This is a genomic window from Stenotrophomonas sp. PD6 (genome assembly GCF_049199305.1).
In the GTDB taxonomy this organism is placed as follows: Bacteria; Pseudomonadota; Gammaproteobacteria; order Xanthomonadales; family Xanthomonadaceae; genus Stenotrophomonas.
The window spans coordinates 596155-614238 of record NZ_JBLZQD010000001.1 but is presented as its reverse complement, the minus strand read 5'-3'; the positions used below and the strand labels follow the sequence as shown (position 1 = coordinate 614238).

The window sequence follows — 18084 nt, the reverse complement described above, 5'->3', positions numbered from 1 at the left end:
CGGAGGCGTCAGGCGCTCATGCTGCGCGCGGCGGTCTGCGTCTCAGTCAGCTGCCGGTTCTGCTGGTCCAGCTGCTGGCTGCTGGCGGCGGCATCGAGCTGACGGCTGCTCTGCTCCAACGGGGTGTTCATGGCCGCGACGGTGGCTACCGAGACCCGCAGGTGTGCGGGGTCGTCTACCTTGCCCTGGACCGCGAAGGTGTTGGCCGCGTCATTGCTCATCAGCACGGCGTCGATGCGCTTGCCGCCCGCCGCGTGCATCTGCGTGGCCAGGCTGCCCGCGAGCTGGTCACTGGCGTGGTCCGGCGTGCGGCCGACGCGGGCATCCTGTTCGTGTACGCCGCGCTGGGCGTCCTTGAACAGCGAATAGCCCGGGTGGCCGGGTTCGTCCATGCGTGCGCTGTCGCGCTCGTTGCGACGCTGCTCAACGTCACGGCGTGCCGGTTCGCCCGGTTCGAGCGGGCCGCGCAGTTTGTCGTACGCGTCGATCACGCCGCCCGGAACGCCGCGCGAGATGACGGTGGCGCCGGTGCGCAGGCCGTCGATGTCGCTGCGGTACTCGTCGATCATGCGGGCGTTGGTCTTGGCCTGCACGCGGGCGGTGTTGGTGGCCAGTACGGATTCGTCGCCCAGGAAATTGGCCATCTTGTGGGAGCCCAGCGATGCGGCGGCAGCGGAGATGGGGTAGTCGGGGATCAGGAAGTTCAGGTTGCTGTTGCTGTAGTGCGCCTGGGAGAGCGTGTCGATCTCTTTCTGCCTGGCATATATCCGCACCTCACCGAAGTGCGGCGACGCCGCGCTGACGGCATCTGCAGCCATGACGTGGTTGATCATGCTGTGGCCGCCTTCCGGAATCCGGTAACTGGTGAGGCTCACCGCGCCATAGGCATTGAAGGTCTCGCCTTTCAGGCCGTAGTGGTGGCCTGTGATCTGCGCGAGTGACCCGCCAAGGGAGTGGCCGGTGACGGTGACTTCGGGAGGCGCGATGCCTGACTCATTCCCGAAGCGTTGTGCCTCGGTCAGAGTGCGGCGCGTGAGTTCCAACGCTTGTCCCGCCTGCATGTTGCTGCGAGAAAGAACCATTGCGGCGTCCGTCAACACGCCATCTTTGATGAGTTCTTCAGTGCCCCGGTGGGCTACGACAATTTCGTTGGTGCTGACGCGCTGGTAGACCGTTCCCTGATAGCCCGTCCTTCGGTCATCGACATGATCCAGTACCTTGTACTGATTCCCGTTGAGATAGACCTTTTCTTCCTGGCCAGGCTCCCTGCGCCCCACTCTGCGATCAATGTAGGCATCGTCCGCCAGGGCCGCATAGTCTTGACTTGTGATCGTCATGACTTGATTTCAGCAGCAGACACTGTGATCGAGAAAAGTTGATTCTGAAGGTTGGGTGCGTACTCGGTAGGCTGTTCACGGCCTCGCGCGGCGTAGTCATCGATGGCGGGAAGGTTCGGGTCATTGTTGAGTGCACCCGCCCGCGGATAGTCCCGCAGCGGGTAATACCGCGTATACGTCTTCCCAGCCACCAGCTCCGGCGCATCCACAAACGTCAGGAACCGCGTCTCCTCCTGCGCCCCGGTCGCCTTGAGCAGCGCACCAGCGCCGGTGAACTCCCACCGGCAGATGCCGCGCCCGTAGTAGTCCTGGTCCTGCATCCGGTCCAGGTACAGCGTGCCCTGGTACTCCTCATCGGAAATGCGGGTCAGCTCCAGCGGTTCCTGGCTGGTGATGCGCGACGCGGTGCCGGTGGCGGGCTCGATGTAGCCGCACTGGTCTTCGTTGACCACGTCGTACTGCGCCGTGCCGCGCACATGCTTGAACGTGCCCGGGGCACCCTGGATGCGCAGCGTGACCTGATAGGCCTTCACCGGGGCCGGGTTGAGCGTGGCCAGGCCACGACCGCCGGCGGCGACATCGGCTTCGGCATTGGACAGGTCACGGCTCATGGCAGGCTCCGAAGGGTTGCAGGCGGTCATCAATAGGGCGGTGAGGCAGAAGAAGGTCAGTCGGTTCAAGAGGGCACTCCAGCCGGCAGAACACAATGGGTGGCACAGCCGACATCCTAGCAGCGCCGTTCGCGCGGTCTGCGCGCCGGCGGTCACGGAACGTGCGGAAACCTACTCGCGTGCGGCGTCGGCCAGCGGTCCGGCGCGGCAGGCCAGCACCAGCTGGGTGACGGCATCGGCACTCATCGGGCGGGCCAGGTAGTAGCCCTGTGCCTCGTCGCAGCCCCACAGGCGCAGCAGCGACAGTTCGCTGTCGTGCTCCACGCCTTCGGCCACGGTGCGGTAACCGAGTTGCTGCGCGAGCCGGATGATGGCCTCCACCTTCAGCCGTGCGGTACGCGAACGGGCCAGGCCGGTAACCAGGCTCTGGTCGACCTTGATGTGGCTGATCGGCACTTCGCTGAGGTAACCGAAGTTGCTGTAGCCGCTGCCGAAGTCGTCGATGGCGATGCGCACGCCGGCGGCAGCCATCGCGCGCAGCTGTGGCAACGCCGCCGGGTGGCTGTGCAGCCATTGGCCCTCGGTGATTTCCACTTCAATCTGGGACGGCGCCAGCCCGTGGACGTGCAGGCGGTTGGCCATGCCGGTCCACAGCTGTTCGTTGTCGAAGTCGCGCGGGGACAGATTCAACGATAGCGCGAACCCGGGCAGCAGCCGTTGCCAGCGCGCCGCCTGCTCGAAGGCATGCTCGATCACCCACTGGCTGAGTGTGTGCATCAGTGCGGTGCACTCCAGCACCGGGATGAACTCGCCGGGGCTGATCGGGCCGAGCATGGGGTGGGTCCAGCGCAGCAGCGCCTCGGCCGACACGGGCTGACCGTCGCTCAGGTCGTAGCGGGGCTGGAACACCAGGCTGAACTGGTCCTGGGCCAGGCCGCGCGCGGCGTCGGAGGCGAGCCGGTAGCGGCGGCGCAGATGCGCGTCGCGGTCGGCGGAATACCAGCACCGGCAGGCGTCGATCTGCAAGGCATGGTGCATGGCGACCAGGCACTTGCGGACCAGATCGGCGGTGTCTTCCGGGGTGGGCAGGAAGTCGCACAGGCCGGCATGGAACTGCGGCGACATGGGAATGCTGCCGACCATCAACGGGCGCCGCATGCGTTCGCGCATTCTGCCCATCAGTGCTTCGACGTCCTCGCGCGACTGGTCCTGCAGGATGAAGGCGAAGCGGGTAGCGGCGACGTGGTAGACCTGCACGTCCTTGAGAATGTCCTGCACGCGCAGCGAGGCTTGGCGCAGCAGCGATTCCACCGGCTTCATGCCCAGCGCCTGGCCGGCGTCGTTGGCGCTCTGCAGGTCGAACACGTCCACCAGCACGCCGGTGTAGTGGCCGGCGCCGTCCTTGCGGCTGAGCAGGCTGAGGTCGGCCTGGAACTGCTGGCGGTTGGGCAGCCCGCTGACCGGATCGCGGCGGCCCAGCGACATCTTCAGTTCCATCTGGTTGACCACCACCCGCGCCAAGGTCTGCAACTGGCGCTGCTCGTTCTCCGACAGGACGCGCGGCGCGCGATCCATCAGGCACAGCGTGCCCAGCGCGATGCCACTGCGGGTCACCAGCGGCGCGCCGGCATAGAAGCGCATGGCCTCGGGCCCGGTGACCAGCGGGTTGTCGCTGAAGCGTGGGTCTTCCCGCAGATCCTCGATCTGCAGGATGCCGGGCGACTGGATCGCGCAGGAACAGATGGAGTGGTGGCGATCGGTGCGCTGCAGCGACAGTCCCACGCGCGAAATCAACCACTGCGAATCCGCATCGACAATGGAGATGAGCGCGATCGGCGTGCCAAAGGTAAATGCGGCGAGCTCGGTCACCGGGTCCAGCGAACGTCCCAGTGCCGGATCCATCACGTTGAGCGCTTCGATCAGCGCGATGCGTTCCAGCTCCTGACTTCGGTCGAGCATTCCGTGCGTCCTGTCATACGGAGTACGCGACCACTATCTGCCCGGTACCGGGGAGTCGATGTGAAGTCGTTCGTTCAGGTGTGAAGCGTTCACACCCGTAGTGGGAGTCAGTGCGCCGGGGCCGGCGCCTGCAGCAGGGCCACCAACTGGCGTAGCCGATACGGCTTGGGCAGGAATTCCACGTGTTCAGGCAACGGCGGCAGCTGCGAGCGCGCATAGCCGGAAGCCAGGATCATGCGTGCATTGGGCAGTGCGGCGGCCACGTGTTCGCTGAGTTCCACGCCACTCATGCCGTTGGGCATGCTGATGTCACTGAATACGACGTCGAAACCGCCGGCTTCCTGGATCAGGCGCAGCGCGGTGGGGCCGTCGTCGGCGGTATGGATCTCGATGCCGAAGTCCTGCAACGCCTGGCCGATCAACTCGCGCAGGTCCTGCTGGTCTTCGACCATCAACACGCGAAGGGGCTCAGACATGCTCGACTTCCTCAATGGCAGGTAACAACAAACGAACGGTGGTGCCGCGCCCGGGCGCGGTCTGTACATCGACGAAACCGTCGCACTGGGACACGAAGCCGAACACCTGGCTCAGGCCGAGACCGCTGCCCTTGCCGACTTCCTTGGTGGTGAAGAACGGTTCGCTGGCGCGCTCGGCGATTTCCGGTGGCATGCCCTCGCCATCGTCGGTCACCGCGATGGCGACGTAGCGGCGCTGCGTGGGATGGGCCAGGTCCGGTGCGAGACGCTGCTCGACGCGGGCGGTGATCGTGATCGTGCCGCCCCGTGGCATCGCTTCGCAGCTGTTGAGCAGCAGGTTCAATACGGCGGTATGCAACTGTACGCCATCGGTGGTGATCTGCGGTAGGTCGAAAGGCACTTCCAGACGCAGCAGAATGTTGGCGGGGCAGGCCCGCTGCAGGACCGGCAGCTCCTCCTGGAACAGCCGTGCGATCTGCAGCGGTTCGCGCACCAGGGTCTGGTCGGCGGAGAAGGCCAGCAGCTGCCGGGTCAGCAGCGAGCCCCGGTCGGCGGCGGCCTGGGCCAGCTCGGCCAGCTCACGGGTCCGCGCATCCGCGCCGGGGCGCAGCGCGATCAGGTCCAGGGCGTTGCCGATGGTGGTCAGCAGGTTGTTGAATTCGTGCGCCAGGCCGCGGGTGAGCCGGCCCACGCCTTCGAACTGCTGCAGCTGCTCGCGGGCGCGCTGGGCGTCCTGTAGCAGGCGCTGGGCGTGATACCGCTCGGTGATGTCCTGGGTGACCTTGACGAAGCCGAGCAGGGCGCCGTTCTCACGCACCGCCTCGATGACCTCGCTGGCGCGGAAGCGCTCGCCGCTGCGCCGCACCCGCCAGCCTTCGCCGACGTAACGGCCGTCCTCGGTGGCTTGGGCCAGGGTGCGCTCGGGCACGCCGTGGGCGCGCTCCTCGGGGGCATAGAACAGCCCGACGTGCTGGCCAAGGACTTCCAGGGCGGTGTAGCCCTTTACCCGCTCACAGCCGCGATTCCAACTGCGGATACAGCCTTCGGCGTCGAGCAGGTAAATCGCGTGGTCGGAAACGTGATCGATCAACAGCTGCAACTGCAGACGATCATCAGCGAGCGGCGCGATGTCGGTGACGGCCTGGACCACGGCGGCGGTTGTACTCCCCTGTAAGGGGCTGAACCGTAGGAGTCAGGATGTGAAGATAGTGTCAAGAATTGGTCTGAACGGGCCGCCATCTGTCGTATAACGCCCCAATTCACGCTTCGGTTACCATCGAACCCCTTTTCAGGCTGGAACTGTGTGCATGAATGCTGCGCCGACTGCTCGCGACCGCTGGATATGGCTTGCCTCGGCCGCGCTCATGGGCTTTACCCTGGCCCTTGAGCTGGTGGTGCCGCTGGGCTACGCGGTCTGGCTGACCTACTTCATGGCGGTGGGCATCACCCTGTTCCAGCGCCGGCTGGAGGTGCCGCTGCTGGTTGCGGTCGTGTCATGCGTCCTGCTGGCGGTGGGCTACAACGTGGCCCCGGCCAGCACCAATTCTGCCTTCTCCTTCGTCAACCGCAGCATCGGCGGGGTGTGCTTCCTGCTGATGGCGCTGACCGTGATCAAGGCGATTCAGGCACGCCGCACCGCCGCCGACGCGCTGTGGCTGCAGGAAGGCGAGAACGCAGTGACGGTGAGCCTGCGCGGGGACCCGGAGCCGCGCACGCTGGCCAATGAAGCCCTGCGCAGCCTGTGCGCGCGCCTGAACGCCGACGTGGGCGCGCTGTACCGCCTGCAGGGCGAGCGCCTGGTGCTGGTGGGCGGCGCGGCGCTGCCACCGAACCTGCCCGAGTCGCTGCCGACGGCCGCCGGGCAGTGGGGCGAGGTGGTCCGGCTGGGCGAGCCGCGTCGGTTGGAGGAAAGCGACAGCGTGCTGCAGATCGAGACCGCGCTGGGCCGCACCCCGGTGCACCAGCGCCTGCTCGGGCCGGTGACGGCCGATGGCGTGGTGGTGGGCCTGGTGGAGCTGGGCCGTGCCGGCGCATCGCCCGCGCGTGCGCTGGAACTGGGGCTGTTGACGCAGTGCGCCGAACCACTCGGCGTGGCGATGCGCACCGCGCTGCTGCGCGCCCAGCTGGTGGAGCTGCTGGAGGAGACCCAGCGCCAGAGCGAGGAGCTGCAGACCCAGCAGGAAGAGCTGCGCGTGGCCAACGAGGAACTGGAAGAGCAGAGCCGCAGCCTGCTGCATTCGCAGGCGAACCTGGAGCAGCAGCAGGCCGAGCTGGAACAGACCAACGTGCAGCTTGAAGAGCGCACCCATGAGCTGGAATCGCGCCAGCAGGCGCTGCTGCTGGCACAAGGGCAGCTGGTGCAGAACAGCAAGGAGCTGGAGGCCAGCTCGCGGTACAAGTCCGAGTTCCTGGCCAACATGTCGCACGAGTTGCGCACCCCGCTGAACAGCTCGCTGATCCTGGCCAAGCTGCTGTCGGACAACAAGGACGGCACGCTGACCGCCGAACAGGTCAAGTACGCGCAGGCCATCCATTCGTCCAACAACGATCTGCTGGCGCTGATCAACGACATCCTGGACCTGTCGCGGATCGAGGCGGGGCATGTCGAACTGTCCGAGGAAAACCTGGCGGTCTCCAGTGTGCTGCAGCGCCTCAAGGATACCTTCGAGCCGCTCGCCGCACAGAAGGGCCTGGCCCTGCGCATCCACGCCGAGGCCGACGCGCCGACCCAGCTGGTGGCCGACAGCCAGCGCCTGCAGCAGATCCTGAAGAACCTGCTGGCCAACGCGGTCAAGTTCACCGAACACGGCAGCGTGGCGCTGGTGGTCAGTGGCGCGGGGGCAGGGCGGATCCGCTTCGCCGTGACCGATACCGGTATCGGGATCGCGCACGCGCAGACCGAGGTGATCTTCGAGGCCTTCCGCCAGGCCGATGGAAGCACGCGCCGGCGCTACGGCGGCACGGGCCTGGGGCTGTCGATCTCGCGCGACCTGGCCGCGCGCATGGGCGGCAGCATTTCGGTGAGCAGCGAGCCGGGCCGCGGCAGCTGCTTCACCCTGGAGCTCCCATTGGTGGCGGCATCGGCACCGCCGGCGGCTTCGCCGGATGTGCGTGCGGCACCGGCGGCGAACACCGCCGTGGCGCAGGCCCAGGCGCAGGCACCGGCGGCGGTGTTCGGTTCGGCGCATGCCGCCGCCGCGCCGTTGCAGGCAACGCGCGTGGCCGATGATCGTGGGCGTCGCAGCCGCGCCGGCCGGATGATCCTGGTCGTGGAAGACGACGTGACCTTCGCCGAGGCACTGGTCACCATGGCGCACGAGCTGGACTTCGACTGCGTGGTGGCCCAGACCGCCGAGGAAGCGCTGTCGCTGGCCACCGAGCTGCGCCCGAACGGCATTCTGCTCGACATCGGGCTGCCCGATGTGTCGGGCCTGAGCGTGCTGGAGCGGCTGAAGCGCGATCCTGCTACCCGGCATATTCCGGTGCACGTGGTGTCCGGCCTGGAACGCTCGCAGGTGGCGATGGAGCTGGGCGCGATCGGGTATGTGATCAAGCCGGCCACGCGCGAGCGGCTGGTCGAGGCGATCCAGCAGCTGGAAGCCACCAGCGAGCGCGACGTGCGCCGCCTGCTGATCGTCGAGGACGACAGCGCGCTGCGCTCCAACCTGCAACTGCTGCTCGGCCGCGACCAGCTGGAGATCACCGGCGTGGGCACCATCGCCGAGGCGATGGCCGAACTGGGCAGTTCCACCTTCGACTGCATGGTCACCGACCTGGCGCTGCCGGACGGCACCGGCTATGACCTGCTCGAACACATGGCCGGCAACGATGCCGTGGCGTTCCCGCCGGTCATCGTCTACACCGGTCGCGCCTTGACCCGCGACGAAGAGCAGCGCCTGCGCCGCTATTCCAAGAGCATCATCATCAAGGGCGCGCGCTCGCCCGAGCGCCTGCTGGACGAAGTGACGCTGTTCCTGCACAGCGTAGAGGCCTCGCTGCCCAGCGACCAGCAGCGCCTGCTGCGCGAAGCACGGCGTCGCGACGCGGTGCTGGACGGGCGCACGGTGCTGCTGGCCGAGGACGACGTGCGCAACATCTTCGCGCTGTCGAGCGTGCTGGAGCCGCTGGGCGTGAAGCTGGAGATCGCGCGCAACGGCCGCGAGGCGCTGGACAAGCTGCGCCCGGACATCGACCTGGTGCTGATGGACATCATGATGCCGGAGATGGACGGGCTGACCGCGATGCGCGAGATCCGCCGCGACAACCGTTGGCGCGACCTGCCGATCATTGCGTTGACCGCCAAGGCCATGCCCGATGACCGCGAGCATTGCCTGCAGGCCGGTGCCAACGACTACATCGCCAAGCCGATCGACGTGGACAAGCTGGTCTCGCTGTGCCGCGTGTGGTGCTCGCGCCGATGAACGAGGCCGAGCTCTTCGACCTGGAGCTGCGCCTGCTGCTGGAGGCGGTGTACCAGCGTTACCACTACGACTTCCGCGACTACGCGCTGGCGTCGCTGCGGCGGCGCATGCGCCATGCCATGGCCCGCTTCGACTGCGACACCATGGGCGCGCTGCAGCACCGGCTGCTGCATGAACCGGAGACGTTCGCGCTGGCGATGCAGTACTTCACCGTGCAGGTCTCGGAAATGTTCCGTGACCCGGCGTACTTCCGCATGCTGCGCGAGCACGTGATTCCGGTCCTGCGCACCTATCCGTCGATCAAACTGTGGATCGCCGGCTGCAGCACGGGCGAGGAAGTGTGGTCGCTGGCCATCCTGCTGCAGGAAGAGGGGCTGCTCGACCGCGCCATCATCTACGCCACCGACATCAATCCGGAGGCGCTGGAAGCGGCCGAGACCGGCGCGTTCGCTCTGGAGCGGATGGCCCAGTTCAGCCGCAACTACCTGGAGGCCGGCGGCAGCGGCTCATTGTCGGATTACTACAGCGCCGGCTACGGCAGCGTGGTGTTCGACCGGCGGCTCAAGCGCAACATCGTGTTCGCCGACCACAGCCTGGCCACCGACACGGTGTTCTCCGAGGTGCATCTGGTGTCGTGCCGCAATGTGCTGATCTACTTCCAGCGCGCCCTGCAGGACCGCGCCATCGGCCTGTTCCATGAGGCGCTGGTGCACCGGGGCTTCCTGGGCCTGGGCAGCAAGGAATCGCTGCAGTTCGGCGAGCATGCCGACGCGTTCGAAGCCTGCGCGCGCGAGCAGCGCGTGTACCGGAAGCTGGCATGAGCGAGGCCAGCGTGCAGCCCGCATTCGAGCTGATCGTGGTCGGTGCCTCGGCCGGCGGCGTGAGCGCGCTGCAGGAACTGCTGGCCGCGCTGCCGGCCGACCTGCCGATGCCGGTGCTGGTGGTGCTGCACCTGCCGCGCGACCGCCCCAGCCGGATCGTCGACCTGCTGGACGTGCGCTGCCCGTTGCCGGTGCGCGAAGCCGAGGATAAGCAACCGCTGGTGCCTGGCACGGTCACCTTCGCGCCGCCGGATTACCACCTGCTGGTGGAGGACCGCCACAGCCTGGCGCTGTCGGTAGACCCGCCGGTCCTGTATTCGCGCCCCGCGATCGATCCCTTGTTCGAGAGCGCGGCGGAGTCGTTCGGCAGTGGCGTGCTGGCAATCCTGCTGACCGGGGCCAGCAACGATGGCAGCGCCGGCGTGGCCGCCGTGCGCACTGCAGGCGGCCAGGCCTGGATCCAATGCCCCGATGATGCGTTTTCCCCGATCATGCCAGCGGCTGCGCTGGCCCATGCCGGCGCCGATGCGGTGCTGACGCTTACCTCCCTATGCTCGCGCATGAAAGGCCTTACCCGATGAACCTTATCGAGCCCACCACTACGCCAGTCACCGAGCGCGTGAACCTGCTCATCGTCGATGACGTGCCGCAGAACCTGGTGGCGATGGAAGCGCTGCTGCGCCGCGACGGACTGGACATCCTGTGCGCCGCCTCCGGCGCCGAGGCGCTGGAGCTGCTGCTTGAACATGAAGTGGCGCTGGCGCTGCTCGACGTGCACATGCCGGAGATTGACGGCTTCTCGCTGGCCGAGCTGATGCGCGGCTCGCAGCGCAGCCGCGATGTGCCGATCATCTTCCTGACCGCCTCGCCGAACGATCCCGTGCGCGCCTTCAAGGGCTACGAGAGCGGGGCGGTGGATTTCCTGCACAAGCCGATCGAACCGCACGTGATCCTGAGCAAGGTCAACGTGTTCATCGAGCTCTACCAGCAGAAGCAGTTGCTCAAGGCGCGCAACCAGGCGCTGGAGCGGGCACTGACGCTCAATGAAACGATGATGGCAGTGCTGACCCACGACCTGCGCACGCCGCTGTCGGCGATCCTGCTGTGTGCGGACAAGCTGTCGCTGGACCTGCCGGAAGAGCCGTCTGTCCAGCAGACCCTGGTGCACCTGGAGAACAGCGCGCAGCGCATGGCGCGGATGGTGGAGCAGCTGCTCGACTTCTCGCGCATCCGCAGCGGCGGCCTGCGCATCCAGCCCGGCGAATGCGACCTGGCCGAGGTGGCCGGCGCGGTGGTGGCCGAGATCGGCCGCGCGCATCCGCAGGCACGGATCGAGCTGCACGTGGAAGGCGACACGCGGCTGCAGGGCGATCCGGACCGGCTCGCGCAGCTGCTCTCCAACCTGGTCGGCAATGCCGTGCTGCATGGTGGCAATGCGCCGGTAAAGGTGTGGGTGCACGGCGTGTCCGCCGAATCGCTGTCGCTGCAGGTGCGCAACGACGGGCAGATTCCCGACGCGCTGATGCCGCGCCTGTTCGAGCCGTTCAAGGCCAGCTTCCACGACAGCCGTGGGCTGGGCCTGGGCCTGTTCATTGCCCACGAGTTCGCGCGGGCGCATGGTGGAACCCTGTCGGCACGCAATCTGGACGCGGAAGTCGTGTTCGAGACCCGGCTGCAGCGGCGGGTGCGCTGAGCGGGGCTGGCCCCGCCGACAGCAGACGGGCATGGCCCAACCGAGAGACGGGCATGGCCCGTCACTACGGTAAACTGGGTGCCCTGCTGCCGGTGCGCGCCATCGGCAGCTGTACGCCGGAGCCCTCATGACCCCCGCCAGCCGCAAGACGCCGACCCCGCTGATCGATGCCCAGGTGCACGTCGAGGGGTTCGTGCAGGTGCGCGAGGCGCGCCGTTCGGAGCTGGTGGAAGATTATGTCGAGCTGATCGCCGATCTTATCGCCGACGGCCGTGAGGCCCGGCAGGTGGACATCGCGACCCGGCTTGGGGTCGCGCAGCCGACCGTGGCCAAGGCGCTCAAACGTCTCGTGAAGGAAGGCTGGGCGGTGCAGCGGCCCTACCGGGGCGTGTTCCTGACCCCGGCCGGCGAACAGCTGGCGGTGGAGATGCGGGCGCGCCACCAGACCGTGGAGCGCTTCCTGCTGGCGCTGGGCGTGGACGCCGATTCGGCCCGCCGCGACGCCGAGGGCATCGAGCATCACGTCAGCGAGGCGACCCTGGCCGCATTCGAGGCGTTCGTGCGCAAGGCCAATGGCCATGGTTGAACGCCTGCCGCCGCCGCTGCCGCCGTCGCTGGGCGTGCCGGTCCACGACCAGGACGAGCACTGGATGCATCACGCGCTGCAGCTGGCCGAACGCGCCGAGCGCGAGTTCAACGAGATTCCGGTCGGCGCGGTGCTGGTCGCCGCCGATGGCAGCGTGCTGGGCGAGGGCTGGAACCTCAACATCGCCGACCATGACCCCAGTGCGCACGCCGAGATCGTGGCGATGCGCCAGGCGGGCAGGGCACTGGCCAACCATCGGCTGCTGGGCAGCACGCTTTACGTGACCCTGGAACCGTGCGCGATGTGCGCGATGGCGGTGGTGCATGCGCGGGTCGCGCGGCTGGTGTATGCGGCCAGCGATCCCAAGACCGGCGCCTGTGGGAGCGTGTTCGACCTGCTGGGCGATGCGCGCCACAACCACCGCGTGGAAGTTCACGGCGGTGTTCTGGCCAAACAGGCCAGCACGCGGCTGACCAACTACTTCCGGGCCAAGCGCGGCAAGCCGCTGCTGCTGCCGGAATAGCCACGCCACGCGACAGCCTTTTTTACGACGGTCGCGCACCGCCAAGGCGGTATCATGGCGGCCTACACACCAGGCCGGCGTTGCGACGCCGGCCCCTGCACAAGGGCAAGACATGGCGGACAACGGCGCAGAAGGCGAACGACTGATCTGGATCGACCTGGAAATGACCGGTCTGGATACCGACAATGACGCGATCATCGAGATCGCCACCGTCGTCACCGACGCGCAGTTGAACGTGCTGGCCGAAGGCCCGGAGTTCGCCATCCACCACCCGGTGGAGCGCCTGGAAGCCATGGACGAGTGGAACCGCAACCAGCATCGCCGTTCGGGCCTGTGGCAGCGCGTGGTCGACAGCCAGGTCACCCTCGGCCAGGCCGAGGCCGCCACCGTGAATTTCCTGGCGCAGTGGATCAAGGCGGGCGCCTCGCCGATGTGCGGCAACTCGATCTGCCAGGACCGGCGCTTCCTGCACCGTGAAATGCCGCGGCTGGAGAAGTACTTCCACTACCGCAACCTGGACGTCTCCACCGTGAAGGAACTGGCCAAGCGCTGGGCGCCGTCGGTCGCGGCCGGCGTCGGCAAGACCGCCAGCCACACCGCGCTGAGCGATGTGCACGATTCGATTGCCGAACTGCGCCATTACCGGCAGTTCATGGGCCAGCTGGCCGGTCTGCCCGTCGCCTGACGGTAGCGCCGGCCGTTGGCCGGGCCTCATGAACCTTTCAGATCCGCGTGGTCCCGAGTCGGCAACGACACAACGACCTGTTCAACACGAGGCGGTTATGATCCGGGCATGAGCCATATCGTCCGTATCGTGCCGCCGCCACTGGAATCGCAGATCCTGCCCACCTCGCAGGACTGGGCCGACCTTCAGCGGGCGGTGAGCCTGCTGGAATCGCCCACGATGACCGCGCGGATGGCCAACCTCATCGGTTCGCCGCTGGAGTTTGCCGTGAAGAAGCTTCCGCAGTCGGTCTCGCGTCGGATCCACGGCGCGGTCGAGGGCGCGCTGTTCAAGTCGGCGCAGGCCGCGCTGTGGAGCATGGACAACACCCCCGGCAAGGCCGCGTCCACCCGCTGGCACAAGCTGGCGGCGGCCACCACCGGTGCGGTCGGCGGCGCCTTCGGCTTCACCGCCTTGTTCCTGGAACTGCCGGTATCGACCACCATCATGATGCGCTCCGTGGCCGACGTGGCGCGCAGCGAGGGCTTCGACCTGCGCGAGATGGCCACCCGCCACGCCTGCCTGGAAGTGTTCGCCCTGGGCGGAAACTCGGGTGAGGACGATGCCAGCGAGACGGGCTACTACATCACCCGAGGCTTCACCGCCGAAGTGATGCGGCACCTGTCGGCCGAACTGGCGGGAGCCGCGGTCGGCGGCGGCGGGGTGATGATCGGCCTGACCCCGAAGGAGGCCGGCAAATGGCTGGCCAAGATCGTGGAGAAGGTAGCCGCGCGCTTCGGCGTGGTCGTGACCGAGAAATTCGCCGCGCAGGCCGTGCCGATCATCGGCGCGGTCGCGGGCGCCACGCTCAACACCATGTTCACCAACTACTACCAGGACATGGCGCGTGGCCACTTCATCGTGCGCCGGCTGGAGCGCCAGTACGGCTACGAAACCGTCCGAGCCGCCTACAACATGCTGGCCGGCCAGGAATCGTAACGACACGCCACGCGTGTCCCTGGCGGTCCAACCGCGGGTTGCCGCCCATCGTTGCAGCCGCGGAACAACTGTTTTGCTCTCACAGGCCTGTTTGAACACCCGCCCGATCCCCATCCTTGCCCCAGACTTCCAGCAAGGATTTCCCCATGCTCTTCACCCCCTACCGCCTCGGCGCGCTGACCCTGCCCAACCGCATCGTCATGCCGCCGATGACCCGCTCGCGCGCCGCCGCCGGCAACGTCGCCACCCCGCTCATGGCCGACTACTACGCCCAGCGCGCAAGCGCCGGCCTCATCGTCAGTGAAGGCACCCAGATCAGCCCGCAGGGCCAGGGCTACGCCTGGACCCCGGGCATCCACGACGACGCCCAGGTCGCCGGCTGGCGCCGCGTGACCGACGCCGTGCACGCCGCCGGCGGCCGCATCTTCGCCCAGCTCTGGCACGTGGGCCGGGTCTCCCACGTAGACCTGCAGCCGAACGGCGCAGCACCGGTCTCGTCCTCGGCCCTGCAGGCCGACGGCGTAAAGGTATTCGTCGACGTGGCCGGCACCGGCCCGCAGGGCGGGGTAGGGGAGATGGTCCAGCACTCAATGCCACGCGCCCTGGACATCGCCGAAATCCCGCAGATCGTGCGCGACTACGCCAAGGCCGCCCGCCGCGCCATCGACGCCGGTTTTGACGGCGTCGAACTGCACGGCGCCAACGGCTACCTCATCAACCAGTTCATCGACTCGCAGGCCAACCAGCGCACCGACGCCTACGGCGGCGCCCTGCAGAACCGGCTGCGCTTCCTGCGCGAAGTGGCCGAAGCCGTCGCCGCCGAAGTCGGCGCCGACCGCGTCGGCGTACGCCTGGCGCCGCTGACCACCCTGCAGGGCGCCGTCGACGACACCCCGCAGGCCACCTATCTCGCGGCGGCGCATCTCCTCGACAGCATCGGCGTGGCCTACCTGCACATCGCCGAAGCCGACTGGGACGATGCCCCCGTCATGCCGGTGGCGTTCAAGGAAGCGTTGCGCATCATCTATCGCGGCACCCTGATCTATGCCGGCAAGTACACCGTCGAGCGCGCCGAGGAAGCGCTGTCCAAGGGCTGGGCGGACCTCATCGGTTTCGGCCGCCCCTTCATCGCCAACCCCGACCTGCCGGCCCGCCTGCAGCAGGGTCTTGAGTTGAACGCGCCGGACAAAACGACGTTCTTTGGCGGAGCAGAAGCCGGATTCACCGATTACCCGACAGCAGAAGCAGTCGAGGCGTAATCACGTACTTCTGGTGCCGGAACGGAAGGCGGACACGCATGGCGTGTCTCTACGATGTTGATTCTTGGTGACTCACCGATAACGCGTCGAAGGGTCGGCGGGGGTGGGGTTGCGGGGGTGTGAGCGGCATGGATGCCGCGACCAAGCCCCCAAGGACGGGTTCACGGCGTCCCCCGCAACCCCACCGCCGCCGGCCCAAACCCGATACGTTCGCAGTCGAAAAAAAACCCCGCCGAAGCGGGGTTTTATCGTTATCAGCCCTTGGCCTTCAACTTGGCCAACCGCAGCCAGGTATCCACCACCGTGTCCGGGTTCAGCGACACCGACTCGATCCCTTCCTGCATCAGCCATTCGGCCAGATCCGGATGGTCGGACGGGCCCTGGCCGCAGATGCCGACGTACTTGCCCTTCGCGCGTGCCGACTTGATCGCCATCGAGAGCAGCTTCTTCACCGCCGGGTTCCGCTCGTCGAACAGGTGCGCCACGATCGACGAATCGCGGTCCAGGCCCAGCGTCAGCTGGGTCAGATCGTTCGAACCGATCGAGAAGCCGTCGAAGATCTCCAGGAACTCATCGGCGAGCAGCGCATTGGACGGCACCTCGCACATCATGATGATCTTCAGGCCGTTCTCGCCCTGCTTCAGACCATTCTGTTCCAGCACCTCGATGACCTTGCGGCCTTCTTCCAGCGTGCGCACGAACGGAATCATCACCCACAGATTGTCCAGGCCCATCTCATTGCGCACGCGGAGCACCGCCTTGCACTCCAGCGCGAACGCGGCCGAGAAGCTCGGGTCCACATAACGGCTGGCGCCGCGGAAGCCGATCATCGGGTTCTCTTCGTGCGGCTCGTAGTTGCTGCCGCCGATCAGGTTCGCGTACTCGTTGGACTTGAAGTCCGACAGGCGCACGATCACCGGGTTCGGCGCCACCGACGCCGTCAGCGTCGCGATGCCTTCGGCCAGGCGGTTCACGTAGAAACTGACCGGATCGGCGTAACCGGCGATCTTCTCGTCGATCTTCTTCTTCGTCGCCGCATCCTGGCGGTCGTATTCCAGCAGCGCGTTCGGATGGATGCCGATGTGGCTGGCAATAATCATCTCCAGGCGCGCCAGGCCGATGCCGGCGTTCGGCAGCTGGCCGAAATCGAAGGCACGTTCCGGGTTGGCCACGTTCATCATGATCTTCAGCGGCGCCGGCGGCATATTGCCCAGATCCGTCGTAGTGCGCTCGAAGTCCAGAATGCCTTCGTAGATGAAGCCGGTATCGCCTTCGGCGCAGCTGACGGTCACTTCCTGGCCGTCCTTCAGCACCTGCGTGGCGTTGCCCGAGCCGACCACCGCCGGCACGCCCAGCTCACGCGCGATGATCGCCGCGTGGCAGGTACGGCCGCCGCGGTTGGTCACGATGGCCGAGGCGCGCTTCATCACCGGCTCCCAATCGGGATCGGTCATGTCCGCAATCAGCACATCGCCGGGCTGCACGCGGGCCATGTCGTCCAGCGACTTGACCACGCGGGCCACGCCGGCGCCGATCTTGGCACCCACCGCGCGGCCTTCGGCCAACACCTTGCCGTCCTTCTGGTTCAGCGCGAAGCGTTCGATCTGGGTGGCGTGGCCACGCGACTTCACCGTTTCCGGACGCGCCTGCACGATGAACAGCTTGCCGCTCACCCCGTCCTTGGCCCACTCGATATCCATCGGGCGGCCGTAATGCTTTTCGATGATCAGCGCCTGCTTCGAGAGTTCCTGCACGTCCTCGTCGCTGATCGAGAACGTGTTGCGGATCTCGACCGGGGTGTCTTCGATGCGCACGCGCTCACCGGGCACGTCCGAATACACCATGCGGATCGCCTTGCTGCCCAGCGAGCGGCGCAGGATCGCGGGCTTGCCGGCGTTCAGCGTGGGCTTGTAGACGTAGAACTCGTCGGGGTTGACCGCGCCCTGCACGACCATTTCGCCCAGGCCGAAGCTGGAGGTCACGAACACCACGTCGCGGAAACCGGATTCGGTGTCCAGCGTGAACAGCACGCCCGACGAACCCACGCCCGAACGCACCATCAGCTGCACGCCCGAGGACAGGAACACGTCTTCGTGCTTGAAGCCGTGGTGCACGCGGTAGGCGATGGCACGGTCGTTGTACAGCGAGGCAAACACTTCCTTGACCTTGTGCACGACATCGTCGGCACCGGTCACATTGAGGAAGGTCTCCTGCTGGCCGGCGAAGGACGCGTCGGGCAGGTCTTCGGCGGTGGCCGAGGAGCGCACCGCCACGGCCACGTCGCCGCCGCCGTTCTCGTCGCACAGCTGCTTGTAGGCGCTGCGGATGTCCTGGTCCAGCTGCGGCTGCAGCGGGGCGTCGATCACCCAGCCGCGGATTTCCTTGCCGGCAACGGTCAGTGCGGCAACGTCTTCCACGTCCAGCGTGGCCAGCTTGTCGAAGATGCGCTTGGACAGGCCGTTGTGCGCGATGAAGTCCTTGAAGGCTTCAGCGGTGGTTGCGTAACCGCCGGGGACGGACACCCCCAGCCCGGCAAGATTGCCGATCATTTCGCCCAGCGACGAATTCTTGCCGCCTACGCGGGCCAGGTCGGCCAAGCGCAGTTCGTGCAACCACAGGATATTCTCGTTCAAGCGCGATGCTCCGTTTGGCCATCGCCCGAGGCGGGCTTGGATGGCCACGTCCGTAGGAAGAAGCCGATATGATGCCGGGCAGACCGCCGTTGGCACAAGCTT

The 18084-nt window shown here is 66.9% G+C and carries 15 protein-coding genes; 9 read left to right on the top strand and 6 right to left on the bottom strand.

Annotated features, from left to right (window positions below; translation table 11 throughout):
• Positions 1-8 precede the first annotated feature (8 nt).
• From ACOZHM_RS02555 to ACOZHM_RS02535, 5 genes are all read right to left on the bottom strand, one after another.
• Entirely contained in the window at positions 9-1337 is a 1329-nt protein-coding gene (locus ACOZHM_RS02555) for an XVIPCD domain-containing protein (protein ID WP_421567369.1), read from the bottom strand.
• Entirely contained in the window at positions 1334-1948 is a 615-nt protein-coding gene (locus ACOZHM_RS02550; RefSeq protein WP_421567368.1) for a hypothetical protein, read from the bottom strand. The genes ACOZHM_RS02555 and ACOZHM_RS02550 overlap by 4 nt, the downstream gene beginning before the upstream one ends.
• 171 nt (positions 1949-2119) lie before the next feature.
• Positions 2120-3907 carry a putative bifunctional diguanylate cyclase/phosphodiesterase gene (locus tag ACOZHM_RS02545; protein WP_421567367.1) on the bottom strand — a complete coding sequence of 596 codons (1788 nt, stop codon included), beginning with the start codon at positions 3905-3907 and terminating at the stop codon, positions 2120-2122.
• Positions 3908-4014: 107 nt separating this feature from the next.
• Complete coding sequence (locus ACOZHM_RS02540; RefSeq protein WP_421567366.1) at positions 4015-4383, bottom strand: response regulator; 369 nt, start codon at positions 4381-4383, stop codon at positions 4015-4017.
• Positions 4376-5533: a two-component system sensor histidine kinase NtrB gene (locus ACOZHM_RS02535; RefSeq protein ID WP_421567365.1), complete on the bottom strand. Its 1158-nt coding sequence runs from the start codon at positions 5531-5533 to the stop codon at positions 4376-4378. The genes ACOZHM_RS02540 and ACOZHM_RS02535 overlap by 8 nt, the downstream gene beginning before the upstream one ends.
• A 157-nt stretch (positions 5534-5690) precedes the next feature.
• Here ACOZHM_RS02535 and ACOZHM_RS02530 point away from each other — a divergent pair, with 157 nt between their 5' ends.
• The 9 genes from ACOZHM_RS02530 to ACOZHM_RS02490 all read left to right on the top strand — a co-directional run bounded on the left by ACOZHM_RS02530 (position 5691) and on the right by ACOZHM_RS02490 (position 15349).
• Positions 5691-8804 carry a response regulator gene (locus ACOZHM_RS02530; RefSeq protein WP_421567364.1) on the top strand — a complete coding sequence of 1038 codons (3114 nt, stop codon included), beginning with the start codon at positions 5691-5693 and terminating at the stop codon, positions 8802-8804.
• Positions 8777-9625, top strand: a complete 849-nt coding sequence (locus ACOZHM_RS02525) for a CheR family methyltransferase (RefSeq protein ID WP_421567363.1) — start codon at positions 8777-8779, stop codon at positions 9623-9625. Before ACOZHM_RS02530 ends, ACOZHM_RS02525 begins: the two co-directional genes overlap by 28 nt.
• Positions 9622-10206, top strand: a complete 585-nt coding sequence (locus tag ACOZHM_RS02520; RefSeq protein WP_421567362.1) for a chemotaxis protein CheB — start codon at positions 9622-9624, stop codon at positions 10204-10206. Before ACOZHM_RS02525 ends, ACOZHM_RS02520 begins: the two co-directional genes overlap by 4 nt.
• Positions 10203-11318, top strand: coding sequence for a hybrid sensor histidine kinase/response regulator (locus tag ACOZHM_RS02515; RefSeq protein WP_421567361.1), 1116 nt, complete (start codon positions 10203-10205; stop codon positions 11316-11318). Before ACOZHM_RS02520 ends, ACOZHM_RS02515 begins: the two co-directional genes overlap by 4 nt.
• Positions 11319-11445: 127 nt before the next feature.
• Complete coding sequence (gene mntR / locus ACOZHM_RS02510; RefSeq protein WP_421567360.1) at positions 11446-11904, top strand: manganese-binding transcriptional regulator MntR; 459 nt, start codon at positions 11446-11448, stop codon at positions 11902-11904.
• A complete protein-coding gene (tadA, locus tag ACOZHM_RS02505) occupies positions 11897-12427 on the top strand; it encodes a tRNA adenosine(34) deaminase TadA (RefSeq protein ID WP_421567359.1) in 531 nt (176 codons plus the stop codon). The genes mntR and tadA overlap by 8 nt, the downstream gene beginning before the upstream one ends.
• Positions 12428-12539: 112 nt before the next feature.
• A complete protein-coding gene (gene orn / locus ACOZHM_RS02500) occupies positions 12540-13112 on the top strand; it encodes an oligoribonuclease (protein WP_421567358.1) in 573 nt (190 codons plus the stop codon).
• A 108-nt stretch (positions 13113-13220) separates the two neighbouring features.
• A complete protein-coding gene (locus ACOZHM_RS02495) occupies positions 13221-14090 on the top strand; it encodes an EcsC family protein (RefSeq protein WP_421567357.1) in 870 nt (289 codons plus the stop codon).
• Between the two features lie 146 nt (positions 14091-14236).
• The gene (locus tag ACOZHM_RS02490) at positions 14237-15349 is read left to right on the top strand and encodes an alkene reductase (protein WP_421567356.1); all 1113 of its coding nucleotides are present in this window, start codon (positions 14237-14239) and stop codon (positions 15347-15349) included.
• 254 nt (positions 15350-15603) lie between these two features.
• Here the strand turns inward: ACOZHM_RS02490 and ppsA are convergent, their stop codons facing one another.
• Positions 15604-17982 (bottom strand): phosphoenolpyruvate synthase, encoded by a 2379-nt coding sequence (ppsA, locus tag ACOZHM_RS02485; RefSeq protein ID WP_421567355.1) that lies wholly within the window; start codon positions 17980-17982, stop codon positions 15604-15606.
• Positions 17983-18084 lie beyond the last annotated feature (102 nt).